This window comes from Dehalococcoidia bacterium (assembly GCA_022451965.1).
Lineage (GTDB): Bacteria > Chloroflexota > Dehalococcoidia > Lucifugimonadales > Lucifugimonadaceae > TMED-70.
The window spans coordinates 97,207-115,248 of sequence record JAKUNJ010000007.1 but is presented as its reverse complement, the minus strand read 5'-3'; the positions used below and the strand labels follow the sequence as shown (position 1 = coordinate 115,248).

Genomic DNA, 18,042 nt, shown 5'->3' with positions numbered 1-18,042 from the left:
AAGATGAATTGTCACTATTTTTATAAAATATATAATTTTGAATATGTTTTCATTTATAAAAATTAAGTTTTTTCTTAGTTATCTATTTTTATTCTTCAGAAGATATCCTATTTTTTCTCTGAGTTTTCTAATAATAATATCTTTATTAGGAATATTTGCCCCATTAATTGCACCTTATAACCCATATGTGGCTGATACTAGAGCTAGATTAATGCCTCCTGGAATAGTAAGTGGATTATATAATTTACAAAACTTTGATCTTATAAAAGCCGAAGGCCAAATTAGTCAAACACCAAGATGGATACAGTTATTAGAGTTAGAAAATGAAAATACTGAAAATAAAATTATTAAGAAAGGGGAACGAGGAAAAATAGATTTTAAGCTAGGTCCAAATACCAACTTTGTTGATGTGAATAGGAATGGCAATTATATTGATGAAATAAAATTTGATAATTTTTCTAATTGCTTAGGGCTATCTCAAAATGAATGTCCTATGCCAAACTTAGAATTTATAAAAATATATAAGGATGAGACAAAAGGATTTATAGAATATATTGCTAATGAAGATATTCAAGATAATGTCAATGATATTATTTCACTTGATTTAAGAGTGATAAGAGAGGATACAAAAAAATGGAATTGGTGGCCTAGTGGTTTATATCTTTTAGGTACAGATACAATTGGAAGAGATTATTTTTCTAGATTGATATATGGAGCTAGGTGGAACCTTTCTTTGATGATATTAACAGGGATAGTAGGTAGTATAATAGGCTCTTTTTTAGGTATAATTTCTGGATGGTTCGCATTTCGACCAAAGTATTGGATAATTGATGAAATTATAATGCGAATAGTTGATATTACCAGCGTTATACCGATTTTATTAATAGCAATAATGACAACAATTATTCTAGGCAATGATATATGGGTATTTGCATGTATTCTTGTTCTTTTCACTTGGCAAAATTTTGTAAGAATTATTCGAGCTAAAACTTTAATTATGCGTAATAGTGAATATATAAATTCTGCTCTTATATCGGGCTCAAGTCTAAGAAGAATAATTATCAGACATATATTACCTTTTCATCTAAACGATATTATGGTTATAGCAACTTTTAATTGCGCAATGATAATTACTCTAGAAGCTGTTCTTTGTTTTTTTAATATTGCAATACCAAGACATTGGACAGCATGGGGTAATTTAGTAAAATTAGCTTCAGATTATTGGAATGAGGGTTGGATAAATGGAACATATCCTTACAGATATCAAATGATAATTCCAACAACACTAATAGTATTAACTGTATTTTCTCTAAATTTTCTTGGAGATTGGTTTAGGGATAAATTAGATCCTAGATTAAGGCAGTTTGAATCCTAAAAGATATACTCTTTGAAATTTTCAGATATAGATTTAATATCTTTTTTTGCTTTGTTAGTTTTTTTGTCAAAAATATTTACCATTAAGCTCATTCTAGGGTTAGTGACTAATTTTTCTTTATGATTAGAAATAAATTGCCAATACAAAGAATCCCAAATTACAGACCATTCCCCTTTTGTATGATTACTCATTCTGAGAATATAATTACTAGAACTTATGTAGGGTTTTGAAGCCATTAAGCCTCCATCAGAGAACTGACTCATACCAAATACGTTTGGCACCATTACCCACTCATATGAATCAATGAATAATTCCATAAACCATCTATTAACTTTTACAGGATCTATTTCGAGAAGTAGCATTATATTTCCAATTATCATTAACCTTTCAATATGATGTAAGTAAGCATAACTGTTAGCTTTTTTAATTGAATTATCTACTGGAGCTAGAGATATCCTTGAATAAAAAGATTGAGGTAAGTCATTTGAAATTTCAAAATAGTTTGAACTTTTCTGAAATTTACCATTAGATAAATAAATTCCTCTAATGTATTCTCTCCAACCTAGAATTTGCCTTATAAAACCTTCTAATGAATTTAAGCCTATATAATTATCTTTTGAAAAAGACAACGTAGTATTAATGACTTCTCTTGGGGTCAATAGACCGATATTCATTGATGGTGAAATTATACTATGAAATAGAAAAGTTTCTTCATCCAAAATTGCATCTTGATAGTCACCAAATCTTCTAAACTTTTCAATGAGAAAATTCGAAAAAACTTCAAGTGCTTGAGAAGTATTTATTGGATAATTAAAATTTTCCAATGAACCTGGATTATTAGGGAATTCTGAAATGATTTTTGCTTTATACTTATCTAATAATTTTTCATTATAAGTTAGTCTAATATTCTCTGGGATAACACTTCCCTTAGGTAGTCTTTTCCTATTTTCAACATCATAACTCCACTTACCTCCTTTGGGTCTATTATCTTCTTGAATAAGAATATTATGCTTGATTCGAAGTTTTTTGTAATAATGAGATAATTGAAATTTTTTTCTATCATTAAAATATTCTAATGTTTCTTTCTGTGATTCTAAAAAGTAAGGAGAATCTACAAAAATTATAGAGGCTTTGAGGGAAAATTTGTCCATTAAAGATTTTTCTAAAGAGTGATCATTAAGGACGCATAAGTGAATTCTAGTGACATCTGAAATCAAAATTCTATTTACAAAATTATCATACTCATTGTGTTCTACTATTTCACATTCATAACCTAAATCAATAAGCTTTTTTGCATAATCTTCTGTACTCAAAAAATGTAGAAGCAGTTTTTGCTTATGTAATTTATAATCATTTTCTTTTGAAAAAAAATTCGGATGTCTGATTATGTAATTTTTTCTATTCCTAGATAAAGCAGGATTACTATCAAATAATTGATTAGGATATATAAACGTAACTTCCATCTATATATATTAGTGAGATTATTTTATTTTTATAATAATTTTATTTTTTTGTATTATATATATTTCTAAAAAAATAAAATTATAAGATTTATGTTAGACTTTTGTAAAAATAACTTATTACTTTATATGAAAGATTTTGAAAAAGAAGCTATAGAAACTGCAATCTACTGGAATGAAGAAGGTTTTAATAAAAGAAATATTGACATTTGCTTAGAATTTTTACACTTCCCGCATATAAGATTGTGGGAAAATGAATTTTCTATTTTTAGCACTGAGGAAGATTTTTCAAAAGGGTTTGATATTCAAACTAAGAAATTATTAAGTGAAGGTTGGGACCATACAGTAACTAAAAATATTAAATCAATTCAATCAAATCTAACTAAAGTTCACCTTGTTTTAGATCAATCTCGAAGAAAATCAAATGGAGATGAATATCATTCTTTTAAGACATTATGGATAATGACTAAAAAAGATAATAAATGGGGAATACAATTTCGATCATCTTTTTTAGAAGGAGCTTCTCAAATATCTGATAATAGATTATAAATTAATACCACAATACATCAGTAAAACTAGAATCGAATAATAAATCTGATCCCAATGCAAATCCCAAAAAAACACTCAAAATACCTGCAAAAGAAATTAATATTTTTTGAAGAATATCTGATCCATTCCTAATAACAAAAGGCGTAGCTATTAAGAATGTCATTAATGTCATAGATACAATTGTCCCTAAGCAAAAGAAAATCAAATAACTAAATCCTGAAATGAAACTTGGAGAAGTGGGTAAAATTGCAAGTATCACTGCTGCACTTCCTGCTAAGCCGTGTATAGTACCTATCAAATAAGACTTAATTCTAAAAAACGATAATAGATTATAAATAATGTTATGATTGTGATTTTTGGATTCTAAACTATTTTTAGCATGACTATTATGAACATGCATATGATTTACACCATCATGCTCATGCTTATGAAAATGAAAATTACCTCTGTAAAGTTTCCAAAATACTTGCAATCCTAGAAAAATTAACATTAGAGCAACTAATAATTCAAAATATTCTGAAATAGGTTCATAAAACTCTATAATACTTTCCCTTAAAGTAAGAACTAATAAACCAATTATGATCAAAGGAGTTGAATGACCTAATCCCCAAGAAAAACCTATCCAAATTGTATTAAAAAAACTTTTTATATCCTTGGCCATCGTTGATACTGCAACGACATGATCTCCATCCAAAGAATGTCGCATACCAATAAAAAATCCCACAACAATAGCAGAGAATATTCCTGTAAATTTAACTAAGTCATGATCCATATAGATAATGATTATATTAGATATTTAGAAACTAAGAAATGATTATGAAAACACTTAACTAAGAATAAATAAAAATAGTTATCTTAGGAGATTAATTATAATAGTGAAACTTTGAAATTATTTTCTAATGATCAAGATTATAAACTAGATTAAAAGTGGATTTTTATTTCTTACCCTTAGATTTATTTACCTTTATTGCTCTTCCCTCTACTTCTGATCCGTCTAGAGAACTTATAGCACTTTCAGCTGAGTCATCATCCATTTCAACAAAACCAAAACCCTTAGATCGGTTTGTATCTCTGTCTGTAATAACTTTTGCACTTATTACGTCACCATGTTCAGAGAATAGATTTTTTAATCCTTCGTCATCTATGCTCCAAGGTAAATTACCAACATATATATCCATTAAAAATCCTTTGAATTTTTTTGTTTACTTATTATATTAAAACATTAATTTCGATTTTTTTTTAACTTAGTTTTCTACATATAATGATTCTTAATCGTTAGTTAACAAAAAATATTAATTGTAAAATTAAGTTATGGAACAAAAAAACCCACTAATATTGATAGGCATTCTTGTTCTCTCTGGAACGATAATAATGGCTATGGTCCATTTTATTTTTTAGCTTTTTCTTCTGTTTTCCCTAGTTCTAGAACTGTAAATATACCGCCAACAAAAAATATTAATACAACAATAAAAGCTAGTATGACTATTAATTCTGAAGACATTAGCTCTTTGTAACCTGCAAAAGTGTTGCAAATGCTAATATGGATGGTACCCATATTCCTACAAAAATAGCTTCCATTTCATTACCGTCAGTAAAAAACCAAAAATAAACTGAGACTAAAAATGGAACTATTGCTGCTGCAAGCATCAAATAAAAAAATGATTTATTTTTCAAAGATTTTCCCCTCTTTTAAATATATCTTTTAAAATATTACACCATTTATGGAATTGAATCTAAGTAATTAATTATTTGTTTAAATAATTATTGAAAATATATAACACTATAATCACTTAAGTATTACTTATATCATAAGAATAATAAACTTATAAAAAATAACTATTTAGAAAGCATTACTCTACCTATTAGGATGCTCCAAATAGAGTATATTATGAAGCATAAACCCGCTATTGCTTGCAAAGTGTTAGATTGGTCAGGAGCAAAGGCTCCAATAAATGCTAAAACAAAAACTACAATAGCTGCTATTCCTGCAAAATAAGTTATATTTTTATTTATTTCATCTCTTGTTGATGCAGCTAATGCTAAAAATAATCCTCCTACTCCAAAACTAAAGAGTGAAGTAGTATTAATTGCAGATGATAAAGCAAGCATATCAGTTGAATTTAACACTTCAGATGCTGTTGAAATAGCAATAGCATTAGCTATTACCCAACCAAAAACTGCCACGAAGAAAAATGGAATAGCAACTCTTCCAATTCCAAAACCATTACCATCTTGCATACTTTGAATATAATACATTTGTCCAGATAATAAACTTATTAATCCAATTGTAATTAGAAATGCAGTAATAATTCCTAATTCTGAATTTTCGACAAGTATATTCATTCCTTGAGCAAAATCAAGTGCTTCAGGCGAACCTCCGATACCAAGAACACCACCCGGTTGAAGGAAAAAGCAAATTAATGCAATTATTGGACCAAAAATTAAACAGTAACCAGCAGACTTAGCCGCAGAAATTTTTCCCATAATATACTCCTTATTCTTTTGTTAACTTATATCCAATATATAAATTGAATAAATTTGACACAAGAAATGCCAATACTACTGGAATGAATATTCCCCAAATGGTACTGGGATCATTTGCATCAGAAATAAAAATAACTTGAACTACTATTGCAATAGCTGCAATAGCATTTATGATTGCAGTTCCTAAACATATCAGGTTGTTGTATCCTGGGACTTTAGATAGTGCATGAGCTATTAGTCCCCCACCTGCAAATGCAATAGGTGTGAAAATCATCCACATACCAAATTGCAAAGATGATAAACTGAACTGATTCGCATTAGGTGTTTCACCTGTGTAGTTTAGAGCTACATCGACTGATCCTGCAGTTATAAAACCTAAAGTACCTATTAGAAATAAAATACTACCCATTCTGATAGAATTTGATTTAATCTTACTTCTTACAAATTCATTCACTATTATTACAAATACATAAGCAATTATTGCATTAGTAAAAACTTGAATATAGGTTGTTAGGCCATACCACCAGTCATCTAATGAATTGTTATCAGATACAAATACTTCCCAAACATTTGAAGCAGAAGAAGTATCAGGAGCTTGGGCTAAAAATTGAATAACAAAAAAGATTGTACTAATAACTCCAGCTGAAAAAAGTGCTAATCCACCAAACTTAGTAGAAGACATAATAGTTCCTTTCTTATTTCTTGAAAGCTTTAGTGTTTCATTAATGTGAAATTATATTTTATTGAAAAAAAATATTCAAGAAGATTTGAATATTACAACTTATCTGGCCAATCAACAGTAACTGCATCTACTCCCATATTTAATAATTCCCCAACTTCATCTGGTTTCTTAAATCCATAACAACTAACATAATAATTATCTAATAAAGTCATATTTTCCTTATTTAAGGATTTATAGTACGAAAAAATTCCATCAAGACTCAAACTTGAAGCAAAGTTGAGAATATCTTGATTAATTTCCTTTACCAAATACCCTATGAATATATCATTAGAAATCTCTCTCAATCTCATTAACTGATCTGTATGAAATGAGCAAAAAATTATTCCAGGCTCATCTTCTTTTGACTTATATATCTTTTCTTTCCAATATTGATTAGAGTGAATAATTTTGAAAACTTTTTCAACTAAAAATTTATCTTTACCCTTAATTTCAATTACTAAATTAACAGATTTATACCTCATAAGAATATTTCTAAGAGATGGAATTTTTGAATGAGAAAATTCTTTTGAAAACCAAGATCCAAAATCTAATTGTTGTAATTCTTCCAAAGTCATAGAATTAACTTTTCCTGCTCCATTACTAGTTCTATCAACAGTATCGTCATGAACTACTACGACTTCATTATCTTTTGATAAATGAACATCAAATTCTATATGAGTTACTCCAGATAAAATTGCTAAATCAAATGATTCTAAAGTATTTTCCGGAGCTTTACTTGATAATCCTCTGTGAGCAACAATATATTTCATTTTTTCCCCTAGATAAAAGTTTTGGTATACGTGGTATATTATTTCTTAATGTTTAATAATATATTTAAGATTTCTGTAATTATAATTTCAATACTTATTCTAATAATAAGTATTTATTCTTCGACTATACTTAGTATAGATTATTTTGATTCGGATAAAACCAAACCCCAAGAATCTAATTCTCAAATGAAAAGATTTCATGAACCTTCATCTGAGATAAGACAGGGAGAATTAGAATTAGAGAAAGAATTTATTAGTGATGAAATAACTAAGGAAATATCTAAAATAGATTCAATGATTGAAAATTTAGAATCTAAAAATTATGATTCGGTTCTTGAGGAACTAAAAATACAAAAAACTCAACTTGAGTCAAACTTAAATCTTGATCTTAAGAGAATAGACCTAGAAATCTTAAGAAACAGAATTGAATCTAGATCGGACTAGATTATTTTGATCTTACTTTCAAATAAATTACCATTAATGAGATTATAATTATAAATATTGGTAAGATAACAATCTCCCAACCAATATCAGTGAAAATAACTAAGTAAATAGTAATTAAGAAAGAAGAAAATATGCTTATGAATAAATTAAGTTTAAATAAATTCATATCTATTCCTATAAATTATAATTCTTAATTTCTATATTGCTTAGATCTCTCATAACTTTTATATATTCACTCTTAGAATACTTTGGATGATGACTAGAAATAATTTTTTTTGCTAAATTTGCTCCGTCTGAAAGTAAATCAATCACAGTATGAGCCATCATTTTACCAGCTTCTATTACACTCAAATTATAGTCCTTTATGATAAAACCAGAGGTATGAGCTGAAGCCTCTGTAGCTCCTCCAACATAGGGATGAATAACAGGCATCAAATGTGCGAGGTCTCCCATATCCGTCGAACCACCGCTATGACCTAATTCAATATTTTGGTTTTTAGATGCTTCAAGATTTTTTTTATAAATGTTTGTTAAGTTTTTATCATGAGATAGTGGAAAATAACCTGGTAAAGTAGTAATCTTAACCTCAGCTCCAACAGCCATAGCACCTGCTCTTAATGCATTATCTACTTTCAAGTTGGCATTTATAATTGAATCGATTGAAGCTCCTCTAACAAATGTTTCCATTGTAACTATCTCTGGTACTTGGTTAACAACAAAGCCCCCTTTAGTAATTATAGGATGAACTCTAACGTGGTCATCATCAACAAAGGTTTCTCTATTTGCATGGATACCCATCAAAGCTAAATTAGCAGCATTTAATGCATTTATTCCTAAATGAGGATCACCTCCAGCATGTGATGATTTTCCATGAAATTCAATAAACTTTGCTATTAGACCATTACCTGTACCTCCGTATCCAAAGCCTGAAAAATTTCCTTTTGCATGAGTCATCATAGATATATCGATATCATCAAATTGTCCCAATTTTACAAATTCTTGCTTGCCACCTAAAAATTCAAATTTACCTTTATCTCTTTCACTACTCCTCCACTCAATTTCAACATACTCCTCAGCAGGTACAGCTATAAATGTTATTGATCCTGATAAATTATCAAGAACTTCTTTGTTATTTAGACCAATTAAGCTTGCTAGCATATTTCCTAACTGAATATGATGACCACAGGCATGGGCAGCATTAGTTTTTTTATCTTCATAAGGATGTCCAGGTACAGGTAATCCATCTAATTCCCCTATCACAGCAACATTAGGACCAGGGTTTGCTCCGTCAATTCTTGTAGATAACCCAGTTACAGCAATTTTATCTTTAATTGATAAATTCATAGTTTGGAATGCTTGCTTTACGCTTTTGCTGGTCTTGAATTCTTTGTAACCTGTTTCTGGATTAGAAAGAACTTCTTTGGATAATTTAATAGGCAAATCTTTATTTGAATCAATAAAATTTGTAACAAATAATTTTAAGTCTTCTCTAGATAGCATCCATACCTCACTTTTTCTTCTATTATAAGAGTGAATAATTTTTCCATTATACTTAAGATTAGACTCTCCTTAATTTTTTGGAAAGTGAAAGCCCAATAATAATCACAGGATAAACTGACACTGCACTTATAATTATAGCTATCTTAGCATTAGTAATATCTGATATAACTCCTCCTACAAACCAACCTATAAAAAATATTGATAGCACGAGAGAGAAAAGACCCATAATTTTATTCCTATCAAATTTTCCAGTCTGATCTTGAAAAATTAGAGTAGCTGCAACCATCCAATATGCTCCACTAATACCCATTAAAAAAAGACATAAGAGTGAAAAAATATAATTTTCAGAAAAAGCAAATAGTAATTGACCTATATCCCAGCCTAAGCTAGATATAATCCAAATTGTAATTCTACTTCTGAATACTCCTGTAAAAATCGATAACATTGAACCAAAAAACATTCCCGCTCCTACAGAGGCATTCATAATACCAAAACCAGTTGCTCCAACATCAAGGATATTGGCATATTTAGGTAAAACTACAAATAAAGTAACTCCAAAAATTGATTGAAATGCTGCAATTATAACTGCCCAAAATATTACTGGTTTATTCCTAAAAATATCTTGATAAGAATCATAATTAATATAATTATTCTTTCTTTTTTCCTGAAGATCTTTAGGATGAAAATTTACCAAAATTATACTAAAAACTAAGTAGATTGAAGCAAAAACTATAACATAATTTATTGAAAATGATGTAATAAGATATGCAAAAATTATAGGATTCATCATTTCTCCAAAAAAAATAATTAAGTAATAATAAGAATTTATTTTTGAAAGATCTTTTTTAGTATTGGTGTTAACTAAAATTGTCTGAAAAACTGTTTGCCATATTCCAGGTATAGCCCCAAAAGTTACACTTAATATCAAGAGAATATAAATATTATCATAGTCAATAAATATCATAAGAATTAATGCTAAGAAAAATAATAAATAGGAAATAAATAATAATTTATTTATATTATATTTTTCTGATAAAAATGAACCCAAGAAACTTGTTATAAAAATTGGACTAGAGCCAGCTCCAAGGACTATACCTACCCATATATCTTTTTGAGTGATTTCAAATGCTAACCAACTAAATATTAAAGCTCTAATATGCACAGAATATTGTGCAAATGATCGCGAAAATATTAATGATTGAAAACTTTTTGATAAAAAAAAAGAATTATTTTTAAGATAACTAATCAAAGAAATTTTCCTAACTTAAAACAGAAATCCTCAAGTATGATACTGAGGGGTAAAATCTTGAGGATTAATTACATACTATTATTTCCCAAATCTTCCGTCAAAACTCCTGTCTTGATGTATCATACTTATATAATAAACTAAAACAAAAAAATGCTAAACCAAGAATCTTTAGATCAACTAAAAGAAAGAAAAAAAATTAAATCAGCTCTTACTTATGAGCTTGAACCAATCGAAGCTAGGAATCAATTTAACAAATCAAAATTATTTTTTCCCACTAAAAATATTAGTATTAAGAGTATTGAAAATAAAAATATCAATGTAAATGGTACTAAAATAAATATCAGAATTTTTTCTGACATAGAGAATTCATTACAACCTCTTCTGGTAAACTTTCATGGTGGTGGATGGGTGTTAGGTGATTTAGAGGCAGACGATTCAATGTGTAGAAAATTAGCAAAATTAACTGGATACAAAATTATTTCTGTTGATTATCGATTAGCACCTGAGAATAAATTTCCCATCCCCTTACAAGATTGCTACAAATCATTAATTTATTTTTATGAAAATAGTAATGAATTTAACATTGATAAGAATAATATCTCCATTTGTGGTACATCAGCTGGTGGAAATCTTGCTGGAGCTGTCTCATTATTATGTAGAGAAACGAAAAAGGAAATAATTAAGTCTCAAGTTTTGTTTTGCCCTGTGACTAATAATAACTTTGAGTCTGAATCATATAAAGAGTTTGAGGAAGGCTATGGTTTAGATAAAAAAACTATGAAATGGTTTTGGGATCACTATATAGATGATGAAATAAATAGATTTTCAGCCTTAAACAAAGATACTGAAAATACAGATCTACCAAAAACTTTTATAGCTATAGCTGAATGTGATGTATTGAAATCAGAAGCATTAGAGTATTATGATCAAATTAAAGAAAAAGTTCATACAGAAATGAAAATTTATGATGGTGCTTTACACGGCTTCAACACAGAAATTGGAAATATCACAAATGCAGAATTATGCATGAAAGATATCCAGAAGTTCTTAACTAACTAATTACAAAACCTTGATAGTTATTATTAGAAATCTCTTTACATTTATTTCTGTATATATCTTGGCCACCTATATATGGCATGAAAACTCTTTTTTTACCCGGAACGTTTGCACCTACATACCAAGAATTGCAAGAATACCTTAGAGTATTACTCGCCACATCCTCAACATGATTCATCCAATCATTTTCAGCTGATATAGTAGCTTCTATTTGATTATTTTTAGAAGTAGTTAATTTATGAATACAATCATATATCCATTCAACATGTTGTTCAATTGCAACCATCATATTAGTAAGAACTGATGGACTTCCTGGTCCTGTAATTGTAAAAAGGTTAGGAAAACCATTAATTGACAATCCTAAATAGGATCTAGGACCATCAATCCATTTTTCAGACAATTTAATATTATCTTTTCCAGTAATATCAATGGATAATAATGCTCCAGTCATTGCGTCAAATCCAGTAGCAAAAATTATCACATCAAACTTAAATTCTTTTTCTTTGGTTGAAATACCATTTTTAGTTATTGAAGTAATAGGATCAACGTTTATATCTAATAGTTCAACATTCTTTCGATTATATGTTTCAAAATAATTTGTATCTGCACATAATCTTTTGCAACCAATAGTATTTTTTGGTGATAAAAGATTCGCAGTTTTGGTATCTTTTACAATTTCATGAATCTTCAGCCTTACGAATTCAGCGGCAAGATCATTAGCTTCTTGTTCAACTGCAACATCAGTAAATCCAGAAAGAAAAACTTCTTGTCCTCCTATTTGCCATCTTTTATTTAATTCATTTATTCTTTCTTCTTCTGAAAGATCTAGTAGTTTTTTTTCATCATATTGGTTATAGCTGATTCCAGCCCTGGTATATCTAGCTTTATTCCTTATATCTGAATAACTAGATTTGGCTCTAATTATTTCCTTCTTTGTTAGTGGCCTATTTTTTGCTGGAATAGAATAATTCGGAGTTCTTTGAAAAACTTTTAATTCTTTTGCCTGTTTAGCAATAACAGGAATTGATTGTACTGCTGAAGAGCCTGTTCCTATTATTGCAACTTTTTTATTGGTAAAATCAACTCCACTATGTGGCCATTTTCCGGTTAAGTACCAATCACCTTCAAAAGAATCTAATCCATCAAAGTCTGGATCCTTGATGGAAGAAAGTGTTCCAGTAGCCATTACACAAAAGCTTGCAGTAAATTTTTGGTTTGAGTCAGTAATTATTTCCCATTTCTTTGAATTTTCATCATATCTTGCTGAATTAACACTAAGGTCAAAATTGATATCTTTACGCAAATTAAATCTATCAGCCACATGTCCAGCATAACTTAATATTTCTGATTGATCAGAGTATCTATTTGACCATACCCAATCTTGTTGGAGTTCTTCAGAAAATGAATAGCTATATTCTATACTTTCAATATCGCATCTTGCTCCTGGATATCTATTCCAATACCATGTACCTCCAACATCTGACGCTCTTTCAATGATTTCAACTTTCAAATTCAGTCGACGTAATTTATAAAGCATATACATACCTGCAAAACCTGCACCAACTATAACTACATCTAATTTCTTATTTTCTACTTTTTTTATTTTTTTCATTTTTCCATAAAGTTTATTTTATTATTATCGAAAAAATAACCCATCAAATACTAGACTCTATCTCTAGCATCAATCTTTATTTCTCCTGACACAAACCCTTCTTCATTAACTTTCAAAGCTCTTGAATACTTAGGTGATACTGTGCAAGCATGACCAGGTTGAGCCAAAACATAATCTCCAAATGATAAAGATTCTCCATTCAACTTTATAATTCCATGCTCTTCGTTTTGAAAAATTAACTTACAATTGGGTTTATCAACAAGATTAAATCTATTTTCAGTAATAGGATCAGATGAAATAGCTTTTGCACCTATATCCACTGTTACTGTGTCATTATCTTTATTTTCATCAATTACTTGACCTATTACAACTCCAGCTATTATAAAATCTAATTCTTTTTGCTTGATATTTGATGCATCCCAATATATCCATGTACCAGGAGATAACTTAATATCTTTTTCTTCAATATAAAAATGAAATGACCAAGAACCTCCAACTATAATTTCAAGATTATTAAGATAATAAGTTTCTTTCAACTTATTTTCCAAAATTCTAATTTCATCCAAAGTTTTTTTAGATTCAATTTTTCTTTCTTCGATATCGGTTTTTCCATGCATATGGCCATCATAAGCATGAATACCTAGAATATTAATATTTTCGGTACCAAAGATTTGAAGTAAGAATTCATCAATATTGTCAATTAATACACCTGTTCGATTCATTCCAGTATCTAAATCAATATAAACTCCATGCAAACCTTCAATATTTTTCAGTAAGTTAATATGATAAATATTAGAAGCAATTGTTGAGAATTTTGTTTTAGGAAATTTATTAATGATTTTTTGAAATCTTTCAATTTTCTTTAAGGATGAAATTGGATATGCTAGTATCAATTCTTCTGGTTCACAATCAGCTAGAACTTCCAGCTCATTAAGCGTAGAGGTTTTATGCCTAGTAATTCCATTCTTAATTAACTTATTTAAGATATATTTTGACTTATGAGTCTTTGCATGAGGGACAAGTCTTTTTTTATCTCCAATCATTGAAATTATTGTATCTATATTTGATTCTACTTTAGATTCAAATATTAGAAATTCGGGAGTTTCGATTTCAGAAATATCACTTAATTTATAGTCATTGAACATAATAATTATAAAGTGTATATATTACTAGTATACTATCAAGGTAGTTAGTTTACATAAAAAACATATCAAAATTGAAGTTTATTTTTTCATAAATTTTCATAAAGTTATCAAATAAGTGTTTAATAATGAATTCAACTTAATAGCTCATCGAGGGTATTCAGAGGAATCTCCGGAAAATACTATACATTCTTTTGATCTAGCTCTAGAAAAAGGGTTTTATAATTTTGAATTTGATGTTCAACTTACTAAAGACAAAATACCCATAGTTATTCATGATCATAATTTAGTAAGAACATCAGGTAGTAAGGGTGTGATTTCTAATATGAATTATTCTGAATTAAGACACATAGAAGTAAAAAATAAATTTAATACCAATGGAAGTTTCTATATACCCAAACTTGATGAAGTATTAATAAGATATAAAAATAAAGCTCATTTACATCTTGAATTAAAATCAAGAGATCAGGAATTATCACAAATTGTCTACAATTACTTGGAAAAATATAATTGGCTACATTCTGAAAAAAAAATATTTGAAATTGGAGGCATAACAATTAGTAGTTTTTATATCGAGCAAATCATACGATTTAATTTTTTTTGTATAAATGAAAATACTGCTTGGCTAATCGATCGAATTACACCAAATGATTTGATTATATGTAGTAAAAATAAAATTGATATGATTTGTCCAAAAGCTTCAAATAGTGAATATAATATGGTTTCAGAAGCTTATGAAAAAAATATTTCTGTAAGGAATTGGGGTATAAAAGATGAAAAAGATTTAATAAATGCTTATAATTCAGGAAGTAAAGGAACTACTATAGATTGGCCCACTAGAGGAAAGGAAGTAATTTTAAGATATGAAAATAACAAAATTAGTAATTAGAAACTTATCTGGTCATTTTGAATCTGATGGAGAATTCTGGGAAGAAAGACTAGTTAGGCCCATAGATATATATCCTGAATATGAAATTGAAAAACACGAAAATTGGTCTCTTCAAAAAAATAAAAATGTTTCTACAAACTCTATATTTGTGGAGATTCATACAGACAAAGATATGTATGGAACAGCTGGTCCTATAGATTCTTTACAGGCTGACGTTATAGAAAAATCTCTGTCCAAAATTATCTTAGGTAAGGATCCTTTAGCAATAGAGTTATTGTGGGATCAAATGCATAGGATTAATGTTCATGGTCGACAAGGAATAACAATGATGGCAATTAGTGCTATAGATTGTGCTTTATGGGACCTAAAAGGAAAATTTTACGAAACTCCAGTTTTTAAGATTTTAGGTGGTCCAACTAGAAAAGAAGTTCCTGCATACGCATCTATGCTCGGTTTTAATGTTACTGATATGGGTTTAGTAAAAGAACGTTCAAAATATTTTAAGGATCAAGGATATACTGCACAAAAATGGTTTTTTAGATATGGACCAATGTCAGGAAATGAAGGATTGAAAAAAAATATTGAGATGGTAAAAACTCTTAGAGAAACACTTGGTGACAGTTATGAAATAATGTTAGATTGTTGGCAGTCTATGGATTATAAGTATGTTGTACAACTTGCAAAAAATATAGAAGAATTCAGACCATATTGGCTAGAAGAAACAGTTATGAATGACAGAGTTGAAATTTATAAAAAAATTAAAGATAAAATTTCTATTCCTCTTTCAGGAGCAGAACATGATTATACAAGATGGGGAATGCTTAGATTTATAGAGAAAAAAGCTCTAGATTTTCTTCAACCAGATATTTACTGGGCAGGTGGTTTATCTGAAGTTATAAAAATATCCAGCTTAGCAACTACTTATGATCTAATAACAATTCCACATGGTCATTCATCAAATGCTTCTTTACATTTTTCCTTGTCTCAAGTACCAATACATACTCCCTACCAAGAGTTCTTAATAAAATGGAATAAAATACATCAGCATTTTTTGAAAACTCCTGAAACTCCTGATAAAGGAAAATTTTATGAAACTGATTTAGTTGGATTAGGGATGGAATTGGATATCGACAAAATAGAAAAAGAAGAAAAAATAGAAATAAAATAATCTAAATAAATAAACTATTTTTTATAAATATTTTCCATTTCATAAGCATCCAAAGATAAGATTTTTGAGCTAGATCCTTGAGATATTACTGACACACCAACACTATCTTTTCTTGTAGGATATAATCTTGAGGCTATACATTGTCTTTCATTTATAAAAACTTCCACTACACTTTTATCAACAAAAATTGTTAGTTTTAGATTCTCTTTTTCAGATAAATAAAATGGAGCAACCTCAGGAGGTCGAGATATAACTTCTTTATCTTGACTTGAATATGAGGTATCTAGAGAAATTATACTGTAGGAAGCTTCTAGTCTTTTTTTGAGATCCCATCCATCATACTTATCCCAATCTCTAAAACCTCTATTTTTATAAAATGATATTCTAGTGAATTCCTCACTATTTTCCGATCTTAATACTCGTATTTCAAACATCGATGCATCACTAACTTGTAAATCTAGTTTAATTTCAATTGAGTTCCCCCTAATCTTTTCGAAAACTTTTTCCTGATTAGGTAAAATTTCTATATTCTTGAGAGAAATATGATTTTTTCTCAAAGATTCAATTTCTCCAGCTGGTTTTATAGTCAAGACATCTCTATTAATAGCATCTTTACCAGCTATACCTATTTCTCTAGGAAGTGTCATAAGTTGATCCCATCCATAAGTATTTTTTGAATGATTCATATTAAAAATAACTATATTTTTACCATTTTTAGATGGAGTAGCAGAGGGTGCATGAACACCTCCGGGATGGGCTGCACCAAAATTAAATTCATGATGGGAGGTTACTATAAATTTATCTCTATCTTTATCATAATCACCGAGTAATGCTTGCCCTCCACTCATATGACTGAAGAAATAAAGAATATATCTGTCTTCTAGAGGCCAAAAATATGGACAGGCTCCATCATCTCCGATTTTAGTAAAATTATCTCCCTCAATAAATGGATGTAGATATTCCCAATTTATAAGATCTTCAGACTTAAATAAAAAATTAGCCCTCCTCCTTCTGCCTGATGATAAATGTGGTAATGTTCCACCAGACAGAGAATAATAATAATTATCCTTTTTCCAAATACATGGATCAAATACTCTATAAGGAAGCTTAGAACCATCTTCACTCTGAATATCTATAACCGGCCTATTATCATTTATTTTTTCCCAATTTAGCAGTAAATCATCATTAGAAATAGCTATCATATTTCCAACTTTAGTACCGTGATATATTGCTATCACTTTATTATCTTCCACATATGTTGCACCTGAGAAACATGCCTCTTCTGGATTAGGATAAATCGCATATGGCAAATCTTCCCAATGAACTAAATCTTTACTATAAGCATGACCCCAATGTTGTCTAGTATCTTCAGGAGGATAAGCCTGATAGAAAAGGTGCCAATATCCTTTCCAAAAACACAAACCATTAGGATCATTAAGTGTGTTTTCTGGATTAACATAATGAAAATTAGGCCTAAAAGGATCGTCCTTGTAGATATTTCTACTAGCATTGAGCCTTTTTATTATTTCATCTTTTTCTAAAGCCTTAATTTGATCAGAAAATATACTTGGGTAGCTATATTTCGGAACCTTAGATTCTCTATCGGGATAAATTTGCATTTGA

At 29.0% G+C, this 18,042-nt stretch carries 18 protein-coding genes; 6 read left to right on the top strand and 12 right to left on the bottom strand.

Annotated elements, in window-relative coordinates:
* Positions 1 to 43 precede the first annotated feature (43 nt).
* Positions 44 to 1,375, top strand: coding sequence for an ABC transporter permease (locus MK083_05260; GenBank protein MCH2673863.1), 1,332 nt, complete (start codon positions 44 to 46; stop codon positions 1,373 to 1,375).
* On the opposite strand, the gene MK083_05255 is transcribed toward MK083_05260, so the two are convergent.
* On the bottom strand, positions 1,372 to 2,838 hold the full coding sequence (locus tag MK083_05255; protein ID MCH2673862.1) for a cryptochrome/photolyase family protein: 1,467 nt from the start codon (positions 2,836 to 2,838) through the stop codon (positions 1,372 to 1,374). The two genes, MK083_05260 and MK083_05255, sit on opposite strands and share 4 nt — an antisense overlap.
* Before the next feature lie 90 nt (positions 2,839 to 2,928).
* On the opposite strand from MK083_05255, the gene MK083_05250 reads away from it, so the two are divergent.
* Positions 2,929 to 3,384 carry a hypothetical protein gene (locus MK083_05250; GenBank protein ID MCH2673861.1) on the top strand — a complete coding sequence of 152 codons (456 nt, stop codon included), beginning with the start codon at positions 2,929 to 2,931 and terminating at the stop codon, positions 3,382 to 3,384.
* 1 nt (position 3,385) lies between these two features.
* On the opposite strand, the gene MK083_05245 is transcribed toward MK083_05250, so the two are convergent.
* The 6 genes from MK083_05245 to MK083_05220 form a co-directional block, all read right to left on the bottom strand.
* Entirely contained in the window at positions 3,386 to 4,156 is a 771-nt protein-coding gene (locus MK083_05245; protein ID MCH2673860.1) for a hypothetical protein, read from the bottom strand.
* 163 nt (positions 4,157 to 4,319) lie between these two features.
* Positions 4,320 to 4,562 (bottom strand): RNA-binding protein, encoded by a 243-nt coding sequence (locus tag MK083_05240; GenBank protein MCH2673859.1) that lies wholly within the window; start codon positions 4,560 to 4,562, stop codon positions 4,320 to 4,322.
* Between the two features lie 322 nt (positions 4,563 to 4,884).
* Positions 4,885 to 5,058 carry a hypothetical protein gene (locus tag MK083_05235; GenBank protein MCH2673858.1) on the bottom strand — a complete coding sequence of 58 codons (174 nt, stop codon included), beginning with the start codon at positions 5,056 to 5,058 and terminating at the stop codon, positions 4,885 to 4,887.
* A 162-nt stretch (positions 5,059 to 5,220) separates the two neighbouring features.
* On the bottom strand, positions 5,221 to 5,868 hold the full coding sequence (locus MK083_05230; protein MCH2673857.1) for a hypothetical protein: 648 nt from the start codon (positions 5,866 to 5,868) through the stop codon (positions 5,221 to 5,223).
* A gap of 10 nt (positions 5,869 to 5,878) precedes the next feature.
* Positions 5,879 to 6,550, bottom strand: a complete 672-nt coding sequence (locus MK083_05225) for a hypothetical protein (protein ID MCH2673856.1) — start codon at positions 6,548 to 6,550, stop codon at positions 5,879 to 5,881.
* Between the two features lie 92 nt (positions 6,551 to 6,642).
* A complete protein-coding gene (locus MK083_05220) occupies positions 6,643 to 7,359 on the bottom strand; it encodes a hypothetical protein (protein MCH2673855.1) in 717 nt (238 codons plus the stop codon).
* 48 nt (positions 7,360 to 7,407) lie between these two features.
* Between MK083_05220 and MK083_05215 the strand changes: the two genes are divergently transcribed.
* Positions 7,408 to 7,803: a hypothetical protein gene (locus MK083_05215; GenBank protein ID MCH2673854.1), complete on the top strand. Its 396-nt coding sequence runs from the start codon at positions 7,408 to 7,410 to the stop codon at positions 7,801 to 7,803.
* Between the two features lie 174 nt (positions 7,804 to 7,977).
* Here MK083_05215 and MK083_05210 read toward each other — a convergent pair whose 3' ends face one another.
* A complete protein-coding gene (locus MK083_05210; GenBank protein MCH2673853.1) occupies positions 7,978 to 9,303 on the bottom strand; it encodes an amidohydrolase in 1,326 nt (441 codons plus the stop codon).
* A 58-nt stretch (positions 9,304 to 9,361) separates the two neighbouring features.
* Complete coding sequence (locus MK083_05205) at positions 9,362 to 10,552, bottom strand: MFS transporter (protein ID MCH2673852.1); 1,191 nt, start codon at positions 10,550 to 10,552, stop codon at positions 9,362 to 9,364.
* Positions 10,553 to 10,702: 150 nt separating this feature from the next.
* On the opposite strand from MK083_05205, the gene MK083_05200 reads away from it, so the two are divergent.
* A complete protein-coding gene (locus MK083_05200; GenBank protein ID MCH2673851.1) occupies positions 10,703 to 11,611 on the top strand; it encodes an alpha/beta hydrolase in 909 nt (302 codons plus the stop codon).
* Here MK083_05200 and MK083_05195 read toward each other — a convergent pair.
* Both MK083_05195 and MK083_05190 read right to left on the bottom strand, forming a co-directional pair.
* Complete coding sequence (locus MK083_05195; GenBank protein MCH2673850.1) at positions 11,604 to 13,220, bottom strand: NAD(P)/FAD-dependent oxidoreductase; 1,617 nt, start codon at positions 13,218 to 13,220, stop codon at positions 11,604 to 11,606. The genes MK083_05200 and MK083_05195 overlap by 8 nt on opposite strands.
* Before the next feature lie 50 nt (positions 13,221 to 13,270).
* Positions 13,271 to 14,365 (bottom strand): alanine racemase, encoded by a 1,095-nt coding sequence (locus MK083_05190; GenBank protein MCH2673849.1) that lies wholly within the window; start codon positions 14,363 to 14,365, stop codon positions 13,271 to 13,273.
* A gap of 115 nt (positions 14,366 to 14,480) precedes the next feature.
* On the opposite strand from MK083_05190, the gene MK083_05185 reads away from it, so the two are divergent.
* Both MK083_05185 and MK083_05180 read left to right on the top strand, forming a co-directional pair.
* Positions 14,481 to 15,251 carry a hypothetical protein gene (locus tag MK083_05185; GenBank protein MCH2673848.1) on the top strand — a complete coding sequence of 257 codons (771 nt, stop codon included), beginning with the start codon at positions 14,481 to 14,483 and terminating at the stop codon, positions 15,249 to 15,251.
* On the top strand, positions 15,226 to 16,419 hold the full coding sequence (locus MK083_05180) for a mandelate racemase/muconate lactonizing protein (GenBank protein ID MCH2673847.1): 1,194 nt from the start codon (positions 15,226 to 15,228) through the stop codon (positions 16,417 to 16,419). Before MK083_05185 ends, MK083_05180 begins: the two co-directional genes overlap by 26 nt.
* Positions 16,420 to 16,433: 14 nt before the next feature.
* Here MK083_05180 and MK083_05175 read toward each other — a convergent pair whose 3' ends face one another.
* The gene (locus MK083_05175; protein ID MCH2673846.1) at positions 16,434 to 18,038 is read right to left on the bottom strand and encodes a glycoside hydrolase family 32 protein; all 1,605 of its coding nucleotides are present in this window, start codon (positions 18,036 to 18,038) and stop codon (positions 16,434 to 16,436) included.
* Positions 18,039 to 18,042: the final 4 nt, after the last annotated feature.

Bases quoted from the DNA above. Each gene is read 5' to 3' on its own strand.
- MK083_05260 (MCH2673863.1), top strand. From the start codon at position 44: ATGTTTTCATTTATAAAAATTAAGTTTTTTCTTAGTTATCTATTTTTA.
- MK083_05255 (MCH2673862.1), bottom strand. From the start codon at position 2,838: ATGGAAGTTACGTTTATATATCCTAATCAATTATTTGATAGTAATCCT.
- MK083_05250 (MCH2673861.1), top strand. From the start codon at position 2,929: ATGTTAGACTTTTGTAAAAATAACTTATTACTTTATATGAAAGATTTT.
- MK083_05245 (MCH2673860.1), bottom strand. From the start codon at position 4,156: ATGGATCATGACTTAGTTAAATTTACAGGAATATTCTCTGCTATTGTT.
- MK083_05240 (MCH2673859.1), bottom strand. From the start codon at position 4,562: ATGGATATATATGTTGGTAATTTACCTTGGAGCATAGATGACGAAGGA.
- MK083_05230 (MCH2673857.1), bottom strand. From the start codon at position 5,868: ATGGGAAAAATTTCTGCGGCTAAGTCTGCTGGTTACTGTTTAATTTTT.
- MK083_05225 (MCH2673856.1), bottom strand. From the start codon at position 6,550: ATGTCTTCTACTAAGTTTGGTGGATTAGCACTTTTTTCAGCTGGAGTT.
- MK083_05220 (MCH2673855.1), bottom strand. From the start codon at position 7,359: ATGAAATATATTGTTGCTCACAGAGGATTATCAAGTAAAGCTCCGGAA.
- MK083_05215 (MCH2673854.1), top strand. From the start codon at position 7,408: ATGTTTAATAATATATTTAAGATTTCTGTAATTATAATTTCAATACTT.
- MK083_05210 (MCH2673853.1), bottom strand. From the start codon at position 9,303: ATGCTATCTAGAGAAGACTTAAAATTATTTGTTACAAATTTTATTGAT.
- MK083_05200 (MCH2673851.1), top strand. From the start codon at position 10,703: ATGCTAAACCAAGAATCTTTAGATCAACTAAAAGAAAGAAAAAAAATT.
- MK083_05195 (MCH2673850.1), bottom strand. From the start codon at position 13,220: ATGAAAAAAATAAAAAAAGTAGAAAATAAGAAATTAGATGTAGTTATA.
- MK083_05190 (MCH2673849.1), bottom strand. From the start codon at position 14,365: ATGTTCAATGACTATAAATTAAGTGATATTTCTGAAATCGAAACTCCC.
- MK083_05180 (MCH2673847.1), top strand. From the start codon at position 15,226: ATGAAAATAACAAAATTAGTAATTAGAAACTTATCTGGTCATTTTGAA.
- MK083_05175 (MCH2673846.1), bottom strand. From the start codon at position 18,038: ATGCAAATTTATCCCGATAGAGAATCTAAGGTTCCGAAATATAGCTAC.